The organism is Paracidovorax konjaci, from assembly GCF_900112675.1.
GTDB lineage: Bacteria > Pseudomonadota > Gammaproteobacteria > Burkholderiales > Burkholderiaceae_C > Paracidovorax > Paracidovorax konjaci.
Map to the genome: position 1 here is coordinate 13,027 of NZ_FOMQ01000025.1, position 19,758 is coordinate 32,784.

Here is a 19,758-nt window from a genome sequence, read left to right on the forward strand (position 1 = left end):
GTTTATGACCTCTGCATCCGAAACCTTCTCCAACGCACAGCAAGAACTCGAAAAGCTGGTAACCGATCTTCGTGGCGTGCTTTCCAGCAAAGATTTGGACAGCGTTCCGGAAATCCGGCAACTCCGCAAGCGTTTGGATGAGGGCCTGCATACGGCCCGTGATTCCGCGGTGCGCGCTGCACAGGAAGCCGCTTACCAAGCCAAGGAAGCTGCGCGTGCGGCCGACCGTTATGCGCACGACGAACCATGGCGCGTAGCCACTGCAGCTCTTGCTGCAGGTGCGCTGGTGGGTTTCCTGCTGGCACGGCGCTGATTCTCCCTGCCCCGTCTCCAACGCCTTGAAACGCGCGATGAAGGCTTGCCTCATGCCGTAAGGCGAGGCGGGGCAATTCCGAATGACTCGATGTATTGAAAGATCCGCATGAATTGGTTGGCACTTCTGGGATTGGAAGGCTGGTTCGCCCGTATGCGCGCGGCCACCATCGAAGGTGCCATTGCTGCTGAAGACCGTCTGGATTTGGTGCGCCTGGAGTGGGCAGACGAGAAGCGGCGGCTTGCGCTGATTGTCATATTTGTGGTCGCAGTGGGAGGCCTGACGGTCATTGCGCTCACACTTCTCTCGCTCGCTATCCTGGTTCATTTCTGGGACGCGCCCCAACGCACCCTGGTCGCCTGGAGTATCGCCGGCACGTGGCTGGCGCTGTGGGCTGTTGCACTGGCTGGACTCGTTACCACGGCAAAGAAAGCCGGAAATGCATTTCCCCTCACCCGTCGCGAGTTGAGCGAAGACTGGCGGCAAATCAAAGAAAGGCTGTGATGACCATGTCTCGATCATCGCCAGGACCGAGCCCCTTGGGTCATGCTGCAGTCAGTGATATCCCCGCCAGCCCGGAGCAGAAAAAGATTTTGGAGCGCATTGCGATGCAACGGGAGAGACTGCGCAGCCGCCGCGCTGCGCAGGCGCAGACTGCACAGCTACGCAGCCAGCACGCCAGGGAGGATGGGTCTGTTCCCATCGACCCTGATGCACCGTTGGTGAGCCGTGTGGTCTGGTTCGCGCGGCAGCATCCGATCGTGTTGGTCGTTGCGGCAGGAGCGGCTGCGGCTGCCGGACCTTCCCGAATCATGCGCTGGGCGGGCATTCTCATGCCGCTCATCATGAAGATGAAGCGCTGATACCGGTGTGAGATCTACCTGGTCATGTCACGCAAGGCCCTTGCGCATTGGCCCACCAGTGCAGGGCCCTGGTAGATGAGGCCGGTGTAGATCTGCACCACATCCGCTCCCGCACGAATTTTGCTGACGGCATCTTCCGCACTGAGGATGCCCCCCACGCCGATGATGGGAAATCCTTTTCCCAGAGCGTTTCGTAGCTGGCGAATCACACGATTGCTTGCCTCCAGCACTGGCGCACCGCTCAGGCCTCCCGTTTCTTCCGAATGCTTGAGGCCTTTGACGGCGTCCCGCGAGATCGTGGTGTTGGTCGCAATGACGCCATCCATTTGGTGGCGCTGCAAAGTGGCTGCGATCACTGCAACCTGATCTTCGTCCAGATCCGGGGCGATTTTCACGAAGATCGGCACGCGTGGTTTCTGTCCGGTTTCTGGCGAAGTCTTTTCTGCCAGCAGTTCTCTTCGCTCTGCGATGGCTCCGAGCAGGCCATCCAGTGCCGCGTCGCTTTGCAGTGCTCTCAGGTTCTGGGTGTTGGGTGAGCTGATGTTGACCGTCACGTAGTCGGCGCGCGGATAGACGCCGTCGAGGCACAACAGGTAGTCGCGTGTCGCCTCTTCGATCGGGGTGGTGGCGTTCTTTCCGATATTCAGGCCCAGCAGCATCCGCTTCGATGGCGCTGGCGCTGTTCCGCTCTTCGATTGACGCACGTTGTGGAGAAACGCGTCGAGGCCCTCGTTATTGAAGCCGAGGCGATTGATGAGTGCCTGGGCTTCGGGCAGCCGGAACATCCGTGGCTTCGGATTGCCCGGCTGGGCGCGAGGCGTTACCGTGCCAACTTCGACAAATCCGAAGCCCATGGCGGCGAGGGCATCGATACAGCGCGCGTTCTTGTCCAAGCCTGCAGCCAGTCCGACCCGATTCGGAAATTGCAGGCCTGCCAGTTCGATGGGGTCTGAAACCATCTCGCTGCTCCATGCCCATTGCAATGGGGTGCGCTGGCCGCGTGCCAGCATCTCCATGGTGAATTCATGGGCGGCCTCGGCATCCATGCCGAAGAGAAACGGGCGGGTGAGGGCGTAGGGGATCAGTGACATGGGGATAATTCGGGATTCACTCCGATTCTCTCCCATGACCACCTCTGCCTCCCTTTCCCAAGATGAACTCAAAGCCCTTGTCGGCCAGGCCGCGCTGCAGTATGTGGTGCCTGGCGATATCGTGGGGGTGGGCACCGGTTCTACGGTCAATCAGTTCATCCAAGCCCTGGGGAGCATGAAAGGCCAGATCCGTGGCGCCGTGTCCAGTTCCGAGGCCAGCACCCAGCGGTTGAAGGCCCTGGGCATTCCGGTGCTGGACGCGAATGAGGTCGAAGGTTTTTCGGTCTACATCGATGGTGCAGACGAAATCGATCCCCGTGGGAACCTGGTCAAGGGTGGCGGCGCCGCACTGACGCGCGAAAAAATCGTGGCCGCGCTGGCTCGGCAATTCGTCTGCATCGCAGATGCCTCCAAGCTGGTCGATACGCTGGGCCGCTTTCCTTTGCCGGTGGAGGTCATTCCCATGGCTGCGGAGCAGATCGCGCGCCGCTTCTCGGCGCTGGGTGGAAACGCTGTGCTGCGGCGCACCGCCGATGGCCTCCCCGTGGTGACAGACAACCAGCAGCACATCCTCGACGTGCACGGTCTTTCGATCCAGGAGCCCCTGGCGTTCGAGTCGGATGTCAGCCAATGGCCAGGCGTCGTCACGGTGGGCGTTTTTGCCCACCAGAAAGCGCACGTTGCTTTGATCGGAGCGCCTGAAGGCGTACGCACCCTCCAATACTGAAGCTGGCCCCTCGAGCCACACAGGTCAAGGGGCCAAAGCCCTCTCAGGGCCTGAATCGAACGCAGTCAGGCCCTGCCTGCCTGGCGCGTGAACGATCTGCCGTTCAGAACTGGATGCCTGCCGGGTTGCTGCGATTCGGTGCTGCGGGCGGCGGGCTGTTTGCCGGGGCGGGAGCTGTCGAGGTGGCGGGCCCTGTCGCGGGGGCGGGTGCTGGAGCTGCAGTCTTCGCGGCCACCAAGGGCGCAGCAGGCGGGCGACGATAGGCCGCGGGCAGTTGGGACTGCTTGGGATATCCCGCTGCGTCGAGGTATTGCGTCCACTCGGCGTCCGAGAATCCGGAAAGCTGCTGCGATCCGATGGTGCCGAAGGGCAGGGTGGTCGAGCCGCTCATGCGCTGCAACGCATCGATGTCTTCGTTGGTGTTCACCGTGCGTTCCGTGAAGGGAACGCCGCGGTTGGCAAGAAGATCACGGGCATTGCTGCAGGGTGCGCAATCGTTGCTGGTGTAGAGCGTCACCGGAAAACGGCCCACGATCTGCTGGAGCTCGTAGGGCAGTGCGGCCCCGGCGGCACTGCGCCCGCTGGCCAACGGGGCGGGAGCCGTCTTCGCATCGGGGGCGCGGTCCGAGAAAGTGACCTTGCCGTCCGGCCCGAAGATGCGGTAGACGGTCTGCGCGCCCACCGGCACGGCGGCGGCCATGGCGGCACAGGCCGCCGCACACAGCGCGGCCAGGCGGGGGGTCATATGTGTCGGCTTCATGCATATCTCTCCTGCGAAAGGGTAGCTTTGGAATGCGGCGCGGTCGGCCGTCAGGCGGCCTGGGACATGCCCTGGTGCCGCAGCAAGGCATCGAGCGTCGGTGCGCGACCGCGAAATGCCTTGAACGATTCCATGGCCGGCCGGCTGCCACCTGCTTCCAGGATCGCCTGCCGATAGCGTCGGCCTGTTTCGACGCTCGGCAACCCATCGGAGCCGGACGCTTCCTCGAAGGCCGCATAGGCATCGGCGCTCAACACCTCAGCCCACTTGTAGCTGTAGTAACCGGCCGCGTAGCCGCCCGCGAAGATATGGCTGAAGGTATGGGCACTGCGGCTGAACGAAGGCGGGCGCAAGACGGAAACCTCTGCGCGGACCTGATCGAGCAGCGGCATGAAATCCTGGGCCGGGTCATGCTCGGTGTGCAGCAGCATGTCGAACAAGGCGAATTCAATCTGGCGCAGCGTGCCCATCCCGCTCTGGAAATTCTTGGCGGCGATCATCTTGTCGAACAGATCGCGGGGCAGCGGTGCCCCCGTATCCACATGGGCGGTCATGTGGCGCAGCACGTCCCATTCCCAGCAGAAGTTTTCCATGAACTGGCTGGGCAGTTCCACGGCATCCCACTCGACCCCGCTGATTCCCGAGACGTCGCGCTCGTTCACCTGCGTCAGCATGTGGTGCAGGCCATGGCCGAATTCGTGGAACAGCGTGATCACATCATCGTGCGTGAGCAACGGAGGCTTGCCATCCACGCCATCGGCAAAGTTGCAGACCAGATGGGCGACGGGCGTCTGCAGACGGCCGGTGTCCGGGCGCTTCCAGCGCGTGCGCACGTCGTCCATCCAAGCGCCGCCGCGCTTGCCGGTCCGTGCGGGCTGGTCGAGGTAGAACTGCCCGACGAGTTCGGTTCCACGCTCGATGCGGTAGAACTCGACGGCCGGATGCCACACCGGAGCGCTGTCGCGCCGGATGGCCACGTCGAAAAGCGTTTCGACGATCTTGAACAGCCCCGCCAGGACCTTCGGCGCGGTGAAATACTGCTTCACCTCCTGCTCGCTGAAGGCATAGCGCTCTTCCTTCAGTTTCTCGGAGATGTAGGGCCAGTCCCAGGATTGCGGGTCGGCCAGGCCCAGGTGCTGGGCTGCGAAGGCGCGCAGATCGGCCACGTCCTTTTCGGCGTAGGGCCGCGCGCGGCGCGCCAAATCGCGCAGGAAATCGACCACCTCGCGTGGCGAGTCGGCCATCTTCGCCACGACCGAGACTTCGCCGAAGTTGGCATAGCCCAGCAGGCGGGATTCTTCCTGGCGCAGCGCGAGGATTTCGCGGATCAGCGCGGAGTTGTCGAAACGTCGCGCGTCGCCGTCCGCCTGGTCCGAGGCGCGGGTGACATAGGCCCGGTAGAGCGTTTCGCGCAGTGCGCTGCTCCTGGCGAACTGCATGACCGGCAGGTAGCAAGGCATCTTCAGGGTGAGCTTGTAGCCGTCCTTGCCTTCGGCCTGGGCCGCCGAGCGGGCCGCCTGTTTCACATCGTCGGGCAGGCCGCCCAGTTCGTCTTCGCGGGCGTAGTACGCGAAGGCATCGGTGGCATCGAGTGCGTTCTCGCTGAATTTCTGCGAAAGCTCGGCCTGGCGTTCCTGGATCTGCGCGAATCGATCCTTGGCGGCGCCTTGCAGCTCGGCGCCGGACAGCACGAAATTGCGCACCGCGTTCTTCCAGGCCTGGTGCTGCTCGGCATTGAGCGTGGCGGGGTCGATGGCTTTGTACTTCGCATACAGGCGCTCGTCGGCTCCCAGCCGGGTCCAGAACTCCGTCACCCGCGGCAGGGCTTCGTTGTATGCAGCACGCAGCTCCGGCGTGTCGGCCACGCTGTTCAGATGGCTCACGGCGCCCCAGGCACGGCCCAACTCCTCGGTGGCCACGTCCAGCACTTGGGCAATGGCGTCCCAGCGCGCGGGGAAGTCCGGTGCCGTGACGGTGTCCAGCGCGGCATTGGCGCGCTGGAGCAGCGTATCCACCGCCGGAGCCACATGGGCGGGTGCGATCTGGTCGAACAGCGGGAGGTCTTGGAAGTCGAGGAGTGGATTGCTCATGCGCGTTCAGATGGCGGCGGGACGGTGGGGTTCAAGCGGCTTGCGCAATCTCTTCGATAGCCGGGCTGTATGGTGTCAGCCGGCGGCGCGCTCCGCTGCTTCGAGGGTGTTGACGAGCAACATGGTGATGGTCATGGGGCCGACGCCGCCAGGCACCGGAGTGATGTGGCCGGCCACCTCGCGCACTCCGTCGAAATCCACATCTCCGCAGAGCTTGCCTTCGTCGTTGCGATTCATGCCCACGTCGATCACGATCGCGCCGGGCCGGACCATGTCGGCGGTGAGCACGTTGCGCTTGCCTACCGCGGCCACGATCACGTCGGCCTGCAGCGTCTGGGCCTTGAGGTCGCGGGTGGCGCTGTGGCAGATCGTCACGGTGGCGTTCTTCTGCAGCAGCATCAGCGCCATGGGCTTGCCCACGATGTTGCTGCGGCCGATGACCACCGCATGCTTGCCACGCAGGTCGTAGCCGATGGATTCGAGCATCTTCATGCAGCCGTACGGCGTGCAGGGCCAGAAGCCGGCGGTGCCCGTCATGAGCGCACCGGCACTGGCGATGTGGAAGCCGTCCACGTCCTTGGCCGGGGAAATGGCTTCGATCACGCGCGTGGCGTCGATGTGCGCAGGCAGCGGCAATTGCACCAGGATGCCGTGGATGGCCGGGTCCTGGTTGAGCGCCTCGACCCGCGCGAGCAGCTCGGCCTCGGTCATAGATGCGTCGTACTTCTCGAGCACCGAGTGCAGCCCGCCGTCTTCGCAGGCCTTGACCTTGTTGCGCACGTAAACCTGGCTGGCCGGGTTGTCGCCCACCAGCACCACGGCCAGGCCTGGCGTGGTGCCACGCTCCTTGAGCAGTGCTGCGCGGCGCGCCACATCGGCGCGAAGTTGGCGGGAGAGGGCGTTGCCGTCGATCAGTTGGGCGGTCATGGGCGGGATGGCTTCAGGAATGTCTTCAGTATCGAAATGCCGCCATGCCGCCGATTCCATTGGGCAGGCAGCTATTTTTTTTATAGCATCAGGATTTGGGAGCGTTCTGGCCCAGGGCGATCTTGAGCAGGTCGGCCACGGTGTTGGCGTTGAGCTTTTCCATGATGTTGGCGCGGTGCGCCTCCACCGTCTTGATGCTGATGCCCAGGTCGTCGGCGATCTGTTTGTTCAGTCGCCCGGCCACGATGCGCTCGAGCACCTGGGCTTCGCGCCCCGTGAGCTTGGACAACAGCGCATCGCGGCTGGCGGCCTGCTGGTGGCCCGCGAAGGATTCACGGGCACGGTCGAGCATGCGGTCCACGAGGCCGACGAGTTCTTCCTCGTTGAAAGGTTTCTGGATGAAGTCGAGCGCGCCTTTCTTCATCGTGTTCACGGCCATCGGAACGTCGCCGTGGCCGGTGATGAAGACGACCGGCAACGGCGACTTGCGCTCGATGAGGCGGTCCTGCAGTTCAAGGCCCGTCATGCCACCCATGCGGATGTCCACGATCAGGCAGGCGACTTCACGCGGGTCGTAGCGCGACAGAAAGGATTCGGCGGAATCGAAACAGCGAACGCGGTAGTCCTTGCCCTCCAGCAGCCATTGCAGCGAGTCGCGAACGGCTTCGTCGTCGTCCACGACGTAGACAGTACCTTTTTTGGGAATCAAACTCATGCGGGAGTCCTTGGGATAGATGCTTTTGCTACAGAATTCGTAGTGTCATCCGCAGGCTGGGCCAGCGGAAGCCAGAAGGAGAAGCGGCAACCGGTGACCTCCGGACCATTGTAGATGTTCTCTGCCTGCATCCTTCCCTGGTGCGACTCCACGATGCTGCGGCACAGGTTGAGGCCGATGCCCATGCCTTCCTGCTTGGTGGAGAAGAAGGCTTCGAACAGGTGCTCCAGCACTTCCGGGGCGAGGCCTTTGCCGGTGTCCTGCACCGCGAACTCGATGCCGCCCAGCCCTTCGAGCTGGCGGGGCACCACGCGCAGTTCCACGCTGCGGCGCGACGGGGGCCTCTCGGCCTGCTGGATCGATTCGGCGCCGTTCTTCATCAGGTTGATGAGCACCTGCTCGATCAGGATGGTGTCGGCCATCACGGGCGGCAGCCGCGCGGCCACATAGTGGGTCAGCCGCACGTTGTGCCGGCGCAGTTCGATGTCCGCCAGTTCCACGGCCTCGCTCACCATGCCCTGCACGTCGGCCATGGTGCGGTTGGGCTCGCTTTTCTTCACGAAGGCCCGGATGCGCAGGATGATCTGGCCGGCGCGCTGCGCCTGATGGGCCGTCTTCTCCAGCGCCGAGAGCAGCGCTTCTTCGGTGATCTGCTGGTTCTTGATGCGCGACACCATGCCGCTGCAGTAGTTGCTGATGGCCGTGAGCGGCTGGTTCAGCTCGTGCGCCACGCTGGAGGCCATCTCGCCCATCGTGATGAGGCGGCTCACCGATTGCGCGCGTTCGGCCTGGCGCGCGGCCTGCTCCTCGGCCTGGCGGCGCGGGGTGATGTCGGTGGCGATCACCATCTGCGCCAGGCGCCCGTCCACCCAGTTGAGGTAGCGCGAGCGCACTTCCAGCCATTTGCCCAGATCGGGCAGGTAGATCTCGGCGTTTTCGGAGCGCGCATCGGTCAGCGTGTCGGTCGGCAGGCCCATCAGCGCGTCTTCGTCGTCCATGCTGCCCGCGCTGGAGCTGCCCGCGGGCAGCACGCCGGCCTGGGCCACCAGCTGCAGGTGGCCGCCGGTCTGCGAGCCGAACCACTGCCGGTACAGCTTGTTCGCGAAAAGCAGTTCCTCGCTGCCGAGCGGCGCCACCGACACGGAGGCATCCAGCGACTCCAGCACGATGGTGAAGCGCTCGTGCGAGGCCGTGAGCTGTTCTCGCACCCGATTGGGTTCGGTGATGTCGGTCATCGACGTCATCCAGCCGGTCTGCTGCCCGTGCGCGTCGATGAGCGGGGACACGTAGAGCCGGGCATCGAACAGCGTGCCGTTGCGGCGCTTCACGCGCACCTGGAAGCCGCCGACGGTCTGCCGGCCGCTCAGTTCGTCGCGCAGCTTGGCGTGCAGCGCTTCATGGTCGGGGTCGGGCCAGTAGGTGTAGGGGGGCGACTGGCCGATCAGCTCTTCGGCGCTCCAGCCGGTCATCTGGCAGAAGGCCGCGTTCACATAGGTCATGCGTCCGTTCATGTCGAGCGCACGCATGCCGGTGACCATGGAGTTTTCCATCGCCCTGCGGAAATTGGTTTCCGCGACCAGCGCTTCCTGCGTGCGCATGCGCTTGCGCGTGTGCCGCCAGTTGGCGATCAGCATCCAGGCCGTCATGGCGCTCAGCGTGCCGACCAGCCAGAACAGGCCGCTGCCCACCACGCCCAGCGACGTGCGGTAAGCCTGTGCGCGCAGCACGAGGCCGTTGCCCACGGGGGAGACGAACACCTCGTACTGGTTGGGGCGCGCGACCCATGGCAGCCAGGCGGAACTGGGGCCGCGCGGCGCCAGCGGCGTGCCGGCCAGCAATTGTTCACGCCCGTCGAGCATGGTCACCGCATAGCGCGCCAGCACTTCGGTGGGGGTTCCGTAGCGCAGCAGGCTGTCCACCGAGTACTCGGCCAGCACCACGCCCGTGAACTTGCCCTGCGCCACCAGCGGCACCTGCAGTTGCAGCAGCGGCGGCGCTTCGCCGTCGCCCGGGCTCGCCAGCGGCTGCGCATACACGGGCTGCTGCAGATCGCGCGCCAGGCCATAGGTGTCAGCCGTGTCCCCGCTGCGCAGCACCTCGCCCGCCACGCGCAACTGGCCGCTGGGCAATGTGGGGGCGGCATGGCTGGCGCGGATGCGCCGCCGGTCGTCGATCCAGGTGACGGCCTGCAGTTCGGGGTACTGGCTGATCAGCCCTTCCGCGCGCGACACGAAATCGGGGCGCTCGAGATCCTGGTTCGACAGGTCGCGCGCGATGCGCATGATCTGCTCCTGACGCTCCAGCAGGCGCAGGCGCACGCGCTGCTGGGCGTACTCGACATCGCGCCGCAGCGCTTCCTGTTCGCGTTCGCCTTCTTCGGCGCGCAAGTACCAGAAAGCCGCCACGATGGCGGCCAGGAACATGAGAACGGCGGCCAGCGGGGCGAGTGCGGCCAGGCGGTCTTGGCGCGTGGGCGAGAGACTGCGCCACCAGGTGCGCCACCAGCGCGCCGGAGCGCTCACGACGGATGGGTCTGCAGCAGCGACGGGCGCGGGGGAAGGGCGATCCATCGTGCGAGTGTAGGTGAGCCCTCCGGCACGGCGCCTCGCCACCCCGCATGGCAATGTGCGACTGCAACATTTTTTCATATGGTGGTGTTGCTGGGCGCCATTCGAAATGCTCAGGAAATGTGCGAAACTTGACTGGATTTACCCCCAACGCCAGCGACTCAAAAAGGAGACAGGCATGACTGCTCAGACCGACCCTCAGGCCGGAAAAACCGCTTCGTCCGCGCCCGATACAGACCAGCAAGAAACCCGTGAGTGGATGGATGCGCTGTCTGCCGTGATCGACCGCGAAGGCGCCGAGCGTGCGCACTTCCTGCTGGAGCAACTGCTCGAGCACGCACGCCAGAGCAGCATCGACATGCCGTTCTCGGCCAACACGGGGTACGTGAACACCATCGAGCCCAGCCAGGAGGCGCGCTGCCCCGGCAACCTCGAAATCGAAGCGCGCCTGCGCGCCTACATGCGCTGGAACGCCATGGCGATGGTGGTGAAGGCCAACCGCCACCATCCGCCCGAAGGCGGCGACCTCGGCGGCCACATCGGCTCCTTCGCTTCGCTGGCCAACATGTTCGGCGCCGGCTTCAACCATTTCTGGCATGCCGAGAGCGAAGGCCACGGCGGCGACCTCATCTACGTGCAGGGCCACGTGTCCCCCGGCATCTACGCGCGCGCCTACCTCGAGGGCCGCCTGACCGAAGAGCAGCTCCTCAATTTCCGCCAGGAAGTCGACGGCAAGGGCCTCTCCAGCTACCCGCATCCCAAGCTGATGCCCGAGTTCTGGCAGTTCCCGACCGTGTCGATGGGCCTGGGCCCGCTGATGGCCATCTACCAGGCCCGCTTCCTGAAGTACCTGCACGCGCGCGGCATCGCCAACACCGAGAACCGCAAGGTCTGGGTGTTCTGCGGCGACGGCGAAATGGACGAGGTCGAATCGCTGGGCGCCATCGGCCTGGCGGCGCGCGAGAACCTCGACAACCTCGTCTTCGTGATCAACTGCAACCTGCAGCGCCTGGACGGCCCGGTGCGCGGCAACGGCAAGATCATTCAGGAGCTGGAGGGCGAATTCCGCGGCTCCGGCTGGAACGTGATCAAGCTGCTGTGGGGCAAGGGCTGGGACGACCTGCTCGCGCGCGACAAGGACGGCGCCCTGCGCAAGATCATGATGGAGTGCAACGACGGTGACTACCAGTCGTTCAAGGCCAACGACGGCGCATACGTACGCAAGAACTTCTTCGGCCGCGACCCGCGCACGCTCAAGATGGTCGAACACATGAGCGACGACGAGGTCTGGAACCTGCGCCGCGGCGGGCACGACGCGCAGAAGGTCTATGCGGCCTTCAAGACGGCCAACGAACACAAAGGCCAGCCCACCGTGCTGCTGGTGAAGACCGTCAAGGGCTTCGGCATGGGCAAGATCGGTGAGGGCAAGAACACCGTCCACCAGACGAAGAAGCTCGGCGACGAAGACATCAAGGCCTTCCGCGACCGCTTCAACATCCCGATCCCCGACAGCCAGATCGCCGACCTGCCGTTCTACAAGCCGGCCGACGACACGCCGGAGATGAAGTACCTGCACGAGCGCCGCAAGGCGCTGGGCGGCTACCTCCCACACCGCCGCACGAAGGCCGACGAGAGCTTCACCGTGCCCGCGCTGGACACCTTCAAGGCCATCCTCGAGCCCACGCCCGAAGGCCGCGAGATCTCCACCACGCAGGCCTACGTGCGCTTCCTCACGCAGTTGCTGCGCGACCAGGCCCTGGGCCCGCGCGTGGTGCCCATCCTCGTCGATGAGGCGCGCACCTTCGGCATGGAAGGCCTGTTCCGCCAGATTGGCATCTACAACCCGCACGGTCAGCAGTACACCCCGGTCGACAAGGACCAGGTCATGTACTACAAGGAAGACAAGGCCGGCCAGATCCTGCAGGAAGGCATCAACGAGGCCGGCGGCATGTCGAGCTGGATCGCGGCGGCCACCTCGTACAGCACGAACAACCGCATCATGGTGCCGTTCTACGTGTACTACTCGATGTTCGGCTTCCAGCGCATCGGCGACCTGGCCTGGGCGGCGGGCGACATGCAGGCGCGCGGTTTCCTGCTGGGCGGCACCTCGGGCCGCACCACGCTGAACGGCGAAGGCCTGCAGCACGAGGACGGCCACAGCCACATCCTCGCCAACACGATTCCCAACTGCGTGAGCTACGACCCCACCTTCGCGCACGAAGTGGCGGTGATCATGCACGAGGGCCTGAAGCGTATGGTCGAGCGCCAGGAAAACGTCTTCTACTACCTCACGCTGCTCAACGAGAACTACGCCATGCCCGGCCTGCAGCCCGGCACCGAAGAGCAAATCCTCAGGGGCATGTACCTGTGCAAGCAGGCGCCGGCGCTCAAGAAGGGCGCGCCGGCGGTGCAGCTGCTGGGCAGCGGCACCATCCTGCGCGAATCGTTCGTGGCGCAGGAACTGCTGGAGAAGGACTGGGGCGTGGCCGCTTCCGTGTGGAGCTGCCCGAGCTTCAACGAGCTGACGCGCGACGGCCAGGAAGCCGAGCGCTGGAACCTGCTGCACCCCACCGAAACGCCGCGCCAGGCCTTCGTGGAAGAGCAGCTGGCCAAGACCGAAGGCCCCGTGGTCGCCTCCACCGACTACATGAAGGCCTACGCCGAGCAGATCCGTCCCTTCATCCCCAAGGGCCGCACCTACAAGGTGCTGGGCACCGACGGCTTCGGCCGCAGCGACTTCCGCCGCAAGCTGCGCGAGCACTTCGAAGTGGACCGCCACTACATCGTCGTGGCCGCGCTCAAGGCCCTCGCCGAGGACGGCAAGCTGCCCGCCGCCAAGGTGGCCGAGGCCATCCAGAAGTACGGCATCCAGGCCGACAAGGTCAACCCGCTGCACGCCTGACCCCCACCGGAGACAACACAAATGGCACTGATTGATATCAAGGTCCCGGACATCGGGGATTTCGACGCCGTCGGCGTGATCGAGCTGCTCGTGAAGCCGGGCGACACGGTGAAAGCCGAACAATCGCTCCTGACCGTGGAGTCCGACAAGGCCTCCATGGAGATCCCTTCCAGCCACGCCGGCGTGGTGAAGGAACTCAAGGTCAAGATCGGCGACCAGGTGAGCGAAGGCTCGGTGATCGTCGTTCTGGAAGCGGCAGCGGATGCGGGCGCCCAGCCCGAGGCCAAGGCAGCCCCCGCGCCGGCTCCGGCCGCTGCAGCCGCCAAGGCCGAAGCCCCCGCACCGGCCCCCGCTGCCGCGGCACCGGCCCCGGCCGCATCCGGCCCGGTCGAAGTGCGTGTGCCCGACATCGGCGACTTCAAGGACGTGGCCGTCATCGAACTGCTTGTGAAGGTGGGCGATACGGTCAAGGAAGAGCAGTCGCTCTTCACTGTCGAATCCGACAAGGCGTCGATGGAAATCCCGTCGCCCGCCGCCGGCGTGGTGAAGGAACTGAAGATCAAGATCGGCGACAAGATCAACGTGGGCGATTTCGTCGCGGTCCTCGAAGGCGCCGCGCCGTCGTCGGCTCCGGCTGCCGCGGCCCCGGTCGACCGTCCGGCGGCGCAGGCCGAACCCGACACGCGCGCACCCCGGCAACTGCCCGCCGGAGAGGCGGCTCCCCAGGGCGGGGGCAAGGCTGCTTCGGCAGCGCCCGCTCCGGCCCCGCACGCACCGGGCGCCGCGCCCGTGGGCCTGCCGCACGCATCGCCTTCGGTGCGCAAGTTCGCCCGCGAACTGGGCGTGCCGCTCGAAGAGATCAAGGGCTCGGGCCCCAAGGGCCGCATCACCCAGGAAGACGTGCAGGCCTTCACCAAGCAGGTGATGGCGGGCGGCGTCCAGACCAAGGCCCAGTCGGCCAAGGCGCCTGCGGGCGGCGGCGGCTCCGGCGTGGGCCTCGACGTGCTGCCGTGGCCCAAGGTCGATTTCGCCAAGTTCGGCGGCGTCGAGCGCAAGGACCTCTCGCGCATCAAGAAGATCAGCGGCGCGAACCTGCACCGCAACTGGGTGATGATTCCCCACGTCACCAACAACGACGAGGCCGACATCACCGAGCTGGAAGCCTTCCGCGTCTCCACCAACAAGGAGAACGAGAAGTCCGGCGTGAAGGTGACCATGCTCGCTTTCGTCATCAAGGCCTTGGTGGCCGCGCTGAAGAAGTTCCCCGAGTTCAACACCAGCCTGGACGGCGATACGCTCGTCTACAAGCAATATTTCCACATCGGCTTCGCGGCGGACACGCCGAACGGCCTGGTGGTGCCCGTGCTGAAGGATGCCGACAAGAAGGGCATCATCCAGATCAGCCAGGAAATGGGCGAACTCGCCAAGAAGGCCCGCGACGGCAAGCTCGGCGCAGCCGACATGCAGGGCGGCTGCATGTCGATCAGCTCGCTCGGCGGCATCGGCGGCACGCATTTCACGCCCATCATCAACGCGCCCGAAGTGGCCATCCTGGGCCTCTCCAAGGGCCAGACGAAGCCCGTGTGGGACGGCAAGCAGTTCGTGCCGCGCCTCGTGCTGCCGCTGTCGCTGTCGTACGACCACCGCGTGATCGACGGCGCCAGCGCCGCGCGCTTCAACGCCTACCTGGGTCAGGTGCTGGCGGACTACCGCCGCATCCTGCTGTAAGGAGCGCGCGTGAAACCCCAAGCTCATATTCATTCGCTGCCCCCCGAGGGGGCGCATGCCTCCCTCGAGGCGGCCCGGCAGGAGGCATGACGACATGGCAGTGATCGACATCAAGGTACCCGACATCGGCGATTTCGCCGAGGTGGGCGTGATCGAAGTGCTGGTGAAACCCGGCGACACCATCAAGGCAGAGCAGAGCCTCATCACCGTGGAGTCCGACAAGGCCTCCATGGAGATCCCTTCCAGCCACGCCGGCGTGGTGAAGGAACTGAAGGTGAAGCTCGGCGACAAGGTGGCCGAAGGCTCCGTGCTGTTGACGCTGGAAGCCGCAGGCGCCGCCGAGGCGCCCGCTGCGGCTCCGGCCCCGGCTTCTCAGCCAAAACAGGCGGATGCCGCCGGTTCCATTGAAAAGTCTGCTATCAAAGTTGAAGCATCCAGCTTCGGCGGCAATGCCGACCTCGAGTGCGACGTGCTCGTGCTGGGCGGCGGGCCGGGCGGCTATTCGGCGGCCTTCCGGGCGGCCGACCTGGGCCTGAAGGTCATCCTCGTCGAGCGCTACGCCACCTTGGGCGGCGTGTGCCTGAACGTGGGCTGCATTCCTTCCAAGGCGCTGCTGCACGTGGCCGCGGTGATCGACGAAGTCAGCCACCTGAAGGCGGCCGGCATCGAGTTCGGCGCGCCCAAGGTTGACATCGACACCCTGCGCGGCCACAAGGAAAAGGTCATCGGCAAGCTGACCGGCGGCCTGGCGGCCATGGCCAAGATGCGCAAGGTCACCACCGTGCGCGGCTACGGCAGCTTCGTCGGCGCCAACCACCTGGAGGTCGAGGAAACCAGCGGCACGGCCCAGGAGAAGACCGGCACCAAAAAGGTCATCGCCTTCAAGCGCGCGATCATCGCCGCCGGCTCGCAGGCCGTGCGCCTGCCGTTCATGCCCGACGATCCGCGCGTGGTCGACTCCACCGGCGCCCTGGCGCTCAAGGAAGTCCCCAAGCGCATGCTCATCCTGGGCGGCGGCATCATCGGCCTGGAAATGGGCACCGTCTATTCCACGCTGGGCGCCCGCCTGGACGTGGTCGAGATGATGGACGGCCTCATGCAGGGCGCCGACCGCGACCTCGTGAAGATCTGGCAGAAGATGAACGCCAAGCGCTTCGACAACATCATGTTGAAGACGAAGACGGTGGGCGCCGAGGCCACGCCCGAAGGCATCAAGGTCAGCTTCGCGGCCGCGGAAGAGGGCGGCACCGCCCCCGAGCCGCAGGTCTACGACCTCGTGCTGCAGGCCGTGGGCCGCACGCCCAACGGCAAGAAGATCGCCGCGGACAAGGCCGGCGTGGCCGTCACCGACCGCGGCTTCATCGACGTGGACGTGCAGATGCGCACCAACGTGCCGCACATCTTCGCCATCGGCGACATCGTGGGCCAGCCCATGCTGGCGCACAAGGCGGTGCACGAAGCGCACGTGGCGGCCGAGGTGATCGCCGGCGAACTCACGGGCGACAAGGCGCTGGCCTCGGCCGCGTTCAACGCCCGCGTGATCCCGAGCGTGGCCTACACCGACCCCGAAGTGGCCTGGGTGGGCCTCACCGAGGACCAGGCCAAGGCCCAGGGCATCAAGGTCAGGAAGGGCCTGTTCCCCTGGAACGCCTCCGGCCGCGCCATCGCCAACGGCCGCGACGAAGGCGTGACCAAGCTGCTGTTCGACGACTCGCCCGAAGCCCATGGCCACGGCCGGATCCTCGGCGGCGGCATGGTCGGCACGCACGCCGGCGACATGATCGGCGAGGTCGCCCTGGCGATCGAGATGGGTGCGGACGCGGTGGACGTCGGCAAGACCATCCACCCGCACCCCACGCTGGGCGAAAGCATCGGCATGGCCGCGGAAATCGCGCACGGCAGCTGCACGGACGTGCCGCCGCAAAAGAAGTAGCCCGTCGGCGCCATCGCGCCAGAAAAGCCCGGGACGGCGACGTCCCGGGCTTTTTTCCCATTTGGCGAAGCCCGGGCAGAGGAGGCGAAAGCGATTGCGGTTTCTTCCAGCCTCGATCAGCTCGACCTGGGCGTTAGAATTTGTAAGATTTCTAACCATGTCCATGCCGGCCTCCAGAAATGGTTTCTGGTGCGCCGGAGCCGCACGCACCGTGTGCTGGCGATGGGATTCGAGGAGCTTGTCGATGAAGGTTTTCTGGCGGTGTCTGGCCACCGTGTCGTGTGCGCTGTGGCTCACGGCGTGCGGCGGAGGAGGGGGTGGGGGCGACAGCGGCGCAGGCACGGGTGGCGGCAGTGGCCCCGCAACGGGCGGTGGAAGCGGCACGGGGACGGGCGGTGGCGGCAGCGGGTCGGCTCTGACGGTGACCAGCGATCGCACTTCGCTGGACTTCGTCGGCTTCGTCAACGCACCCGCGCAACCGCAGAACGTGATGTTCACGCTCGTGAACGCACCGGCGGGCGCGACCTATTACGGCCAGGTGGTGCTGGACCGGCCGTCCGATTTCACGGCGTCCTTCAACCCGACCAGCAACTCCACGGGGATGATGACGGTCTTCCCGACGTCCGGCAGCGCGGTGTCGCGCAGCGGCACCATCCTCGTGCGGCTGTGCAACGACCCCAACTGCAGTTCGGTGGCATGGTCGCAGACGCTGCCCTATCGCTATGCGATCTTCAGCATCGACAGTTCGGCGCTGGCCTTGAGCGGCTCCGAAGGCAGCGAAGGTGCGGCGGGGTCCGTGGCGATCACGCCAGCGGATACCGGCAATTTCCTGAAGGTCTCCGCCAGCACCAACATCGGTGACGGCTGGCTCTCGGCCACGCGCAATGCGGCGGGCGACGCCATCAGCGTCAAGGCCAGCGCTGCCGCGCTGAAGTCGGGCACCTACACCGGCATGGTGAAAGTGCAGATCGCCGGCACGGACTACACGCCGCCGGTGGTCATTCCCGTGGGCTACACGGTCGGCCTCGGCTTCGTCGCGCCGGTGGCCAGCGCACTGGAGCTGAAGGCCGATTCGCAGAGGATCGCGGGAAGCACCGCCGTGGCCTTCAACGCCGGGTCGGGCCGCAGCTGGACGGCCAGCAGCGATCAGCCGTGGCTCGTGCTCGACACCCCGAGCGGCACGGGCGCGGGCACGCTCAGCTACCACGTCGATACCTCGCTACTGGCCGGTATGGACAACTGGACTTCCGCGACGGCCCAGGTGACGCTCCGCGCCGCCGGGCTCTCCGATGCCCGACTGGCGGTCACGCTCGACAAGCGCCTGCCCGAGGTCTACGTGACATCGCCCGCCACCATCGTGGCAGGCCGCGCCGGCACCGTGCGCGTCATCGGTCGGGGACTGTCGCAGCTGGCGGACCTGGGCCGCATCCGCATTCCCGGCGCCAGCGGCTTCACGGGAACGGTGCTCTCCGACCGCGAAGCGTTGCTGAACATCCCGGCCATGCCCGCCGGTCGCACCAGCGTGTCGGTCGCGAATGCCCTGGGACTTCCGAGCGCGAGCGGCACCCTGGGCGCCGCGTCGCTCGCGGGTGCTCCGGCGGGCCTCGTGGCGAACCCCGGCGAGAAGCGCTCCGCGGTGTTCGACCCGACGCGCAACGCCCTCTATGCCATCAACTGGACGCAGAAAGCGCTGGTGCGCTATCGCTACGCGGCAGGCCAATGGCAGGTGGACGGGTTGCCGGTCGCATCCATCGGCGACATGGCCCTGTCGCCCGACCGCAAGACCTTGTATGTGGCCTCGGGCAGCAGGACCCTGCACGCCGTCGATCCCGACACCTTGCAGATCACCGCGACCTACACCACGGACAACGCGTTCAATGGTTCGCTCCTGCCCAGCCGGGATCTTTTCCGGGGCCTGCCGGTGACCAGCAACCTGCGGCTGTGGTTCGTCAACAACCAGTGGTCCGGGCTCTACTACTTCGACATGAAGACGGGCCGTTTCGGTTCGCAGCCCCTGACCTATGCCACCGAACTGCTGTACGGCCCGGGGCTCTTCGCTTCGGGGGATGGCACGCGGATGTACATCTCCTCGTCGGATACCCGTGCTTCCGTGTACCAGTACACCGCGGAGTCCGACAGCGTGAAGGCGCTGGCCAGTGCCCCTGGAGCCTACAGGGCGCTCTACGACGAGACGGGCAGCAGGCTGCTGGTGGACGACGAGCAGGTATACCGCGGCGACGACACGCGCCTCGTCGGCCGGGCCACGGTGACCGGGAGCCTCGGCATGCGTTCGGTGATCTCGCCGGACGGCACGCGGGTGTACCGGCAGGTATCCACCGGCATGAACAGCCTGATCGTGGACCACATCAACGTCTACGACACCACCCGCGTCCAGCCCGGTACCTCGGAGCTCGTGAAGCTCGGAGAGATCCCCGTAACGTCCAGGGCGGTCCGGTGCGACAGCAATTCGAACGATGCCTGCCTGACCACTACGTTCCTGATCAGCCCGATGGGCGACACGCTCTTCTGGCTGGGCGACCAGGGCCTGGTGGTGATCCCGATACCGGCCACGATGTCCGGCATCCAGTCGGCGGATGCGCGCTTGCAGAAGGCGGCGGCGCAATAGGAAATCCAGGGGGCGGTGCCGCCCCCTGCCGGCCGCGGCGCGAGCCCGGCGGGCCGTGCCGACCGGGGCCCGGGGGCGCCCCGAATCCGCCGCGCCCGAGGCGCTGTTGCGCACTGCAACACTTTCGATGTGGCCTGCGGTCCGGCCTGCTGCCGAACGCCTCCGATGCGTGCCGGCGTGCATGTCGGATCGCCCCCATCCCCCTGCACGACGCCGCGCAAAGCCTGCCCTGGACCGGGTTGCGGTTCCGCCAAAACGGGGCCGCCCAGGGCGCGCTTCCGGCGCCCAGGCACGAGCACTCCGCTGAAACCGTCACATTACTGACAAACCGCCCCTCCACAGTCGCCGCTCGGCCACGACATGGGAGCTTTGGATGGGCGGTTTGGCGGCGGCGAGATGGGGTGACGACATAGGCCACGTATCGGTGTGGGCGCGGCTGGCGCGGGTGGGGCTGCGGCTGGCGGCGGGGATGGTGGAGACGCTGATCGTTGCGGGGACGGTGGCGCTGGTGGCGGG

Annotated in this window: 14 protein-coding genes; 8 read left to right on the forward strand and 6 right to left on the reverse strand. The window is 65.9% G+C overall.

Features of this window, described 5'->3' with window-relative positions; genetic code table 11:
- Positions 1–4: 4 nt before the first annotated feature.
- From BM144_RS21865 to BM144_RS21875, 3 genes are all read left to right on the forward strand, one after another.
- Positions 5–313 carry an ElaB/YgaM/YqjD family protein gene (locus BM144_RS21865; protein WP_092957659.1) on the forward strand — a complete coding sequence of 103 codons (309 nt, stop codon included), beginning with the start codon at positions 5–7 and terminating at the stop codon, positions 311–313.
- Positions 314–421: 108 nt separating this feature from the next.
- Positions 422–817, forward strand: coding sequence for a phage holin family protein (locus tag BM144_RS21870; protein WP_092957662.1), 396 nt, complete (start codon positions 422–424; stop codon positions 815–817).
- 35 nt (positions 818–852) lie between these two features.
- Positions 853–1,176: a hypothetical protein gene (locus BM144_RS21875; protein WP_245783765.1), complete on the forward strand. Its 324-nt coding sequence runs from the start codon at positions 853–855 to the stop codon at positions 1,174–1,176.
- A gap of 14 nt (positions 1,177–1,190) precedes the next feature.
- Here BM144_RS21875 and BM144_RS21880 read toward each other — a convergent pair whose 3' ends face one another.
- Complete coding sequence (locus BM144_RS21880) at positions 1,191–2,267, reverse strand: quinone-dependent dihydroorotate dehydrogenase (protein WP_092957668.1); 1,077 nt, start codon at positions 2,265–2,267, stop codon at positions 1,191–1,193.
- Positions 2,268–2,301: 34 nt separating this feature from the next.
- Here BM144_RS21880 and rpiA point away from each other — a divergent pair, with 34 nt between their 5' ends.
- Positions 2,302–2,994 (forward strand): ribose-5-phosphate isomerase RpiA, encoded by a 693-nt coding sequence (gene rpiA, locus BM144_RS21885; RefSeq protein ID WP_092957671.1) that lies wholly within the window; start codon positions 2,302–2,304, stop codon positions 2,992–2,994.
- Positions 2,995–3,097: 103 nt separating this feature from the next.
- On the opposite strand, the gene BM144_RS21890 is transcribed toward rpiA, so the two are convergent.
- The 5 genes from BM144_RS21890 to BM144_RS21910 form a co-directional block, all read right to left on the reverse strand.
- Positions 3,098–3,754 (reverse strand): glutaredoxin family protein, encoded by a 657-nt coding sequence (locus BM144_RS21890; protein WP_434802690.1) that lies wholly within the window; start codon positions 3,752–3,754, stop codon positions 3,098–3,100.
- Positions 3,755–3,804: 50 nt separating this feature from the next.
- Complete coding sequence (locus tag BM144_RS21895; protein ID WP_092957677.1) at positions 3,805–5,844, reverse strand: M3 family metallopeptidase; 2,040 nt, start codon at positions 5,842–5,844, stop codon at positions 3,805–3,807.
- 75 nt (positions 5,845–5,919) lie between these two features.
- Positions 5,920–6,771 carry a bifunctional methylenetetrahydrofolate dehydrogenase/methenyltetrahydrofolate cyclohydrolase FolD gene (gene folD, locus BM144_RS21900; protein ID WP_092957699.1) on the reverse strand — a complete coding sequence of 284 codons (852 nt, stop codon included), beginning with the start codon at positions 6,769–6,771 and terminating at the stop codon, positions 5,920–5,922.
- A gap of 88 nt (positions 6,772–6,859) precedes the next feature.
- Entirely contained in the window at positions 6,860–7,486 is a 627-nt protein-coding gene (locus tag BM144_RS21905; protein ID WP_092957680.1) for a response regulator transcription factor, read from the reverse strand.
- Positions 7,483–10,056, reverse strand: a complete 2,574-nt coding sequence (locus BM144_RS21910; RefSeq protein ID WP_092957683.1) for a PAS domain-containing sensor histidine kinase — start codon at positions 10,054–10,056, stop codon at positions 7,483–7,485. Before BM144_RS21910 ends, BM144_RS21905 begins: the two co-directional genes overlap by 4 nt.
- A gap of 175 nt (positions 10,057–10,231) precedes the next feature.
- On the opposite strand from BM144_RS21910, the gene aceE reads away from it, so the two are divergent.
- The 4 genes from aceE to BM144_RS21930 all read left to right on the forward strand — a co-directional run bounded on the left by aceE (position 10,232) and on the right by BM144_RS21930 (position 19,242).
- Positions 10,232–12,955, forward strand: coding sequence for a pyruvate dehydrogenase (acetyl-transferring), homodimeric type (aceE, locus tag BM144_RS21915; protein ID WP_092957686.1), 2,724 nt, complete (start codon positions 10,232–10,234; stop codon positions 12,953–12,955).
- A gap of 21 nt (positions 12,956–12,976) precedes the next feature.
- Positions 12,977–14,683 carry a dihydrolipoyllysine-residue acetyltransferase gene (aceF, locus tag BM144_RS21920; RefSeq protein ID WP_092957689.1) on the forward strand — a complete coding sequence of 569 codons (1,707 nt, stop codon included), beginning with the start codon at positions 12,977–12,979 and terminating at the stop codon, positions 14,681–14,683.
- A gap of 94 nt (positions 14,684–14,777) precedes the next feature.
- Complete coding sequence (lpdA, locus tag BM144_RS21925; RefSeq protein ID WP_092957692.1) at positions 14,778–16,616, forward strand: dihydrolipoyl dehydrogenase; 1,839 nt, start codon at positions 14,778–14,780, stop codon at positions 16,614–16,616.
- Between the two features lie 421 nt (positions 16,617–17,037).
- Complete coding sequence (locus BM144_RS21930) at positions 17,038–19,242, forward strand: BACON domain-containing protein (protein WP_092957696.1); 2,205 nt, start codon at positions 17,038–17,040, stop codon at positions 19,240–19,242.
- Positions 19,243–19,758: the final 516 nt, after the last annotated feature.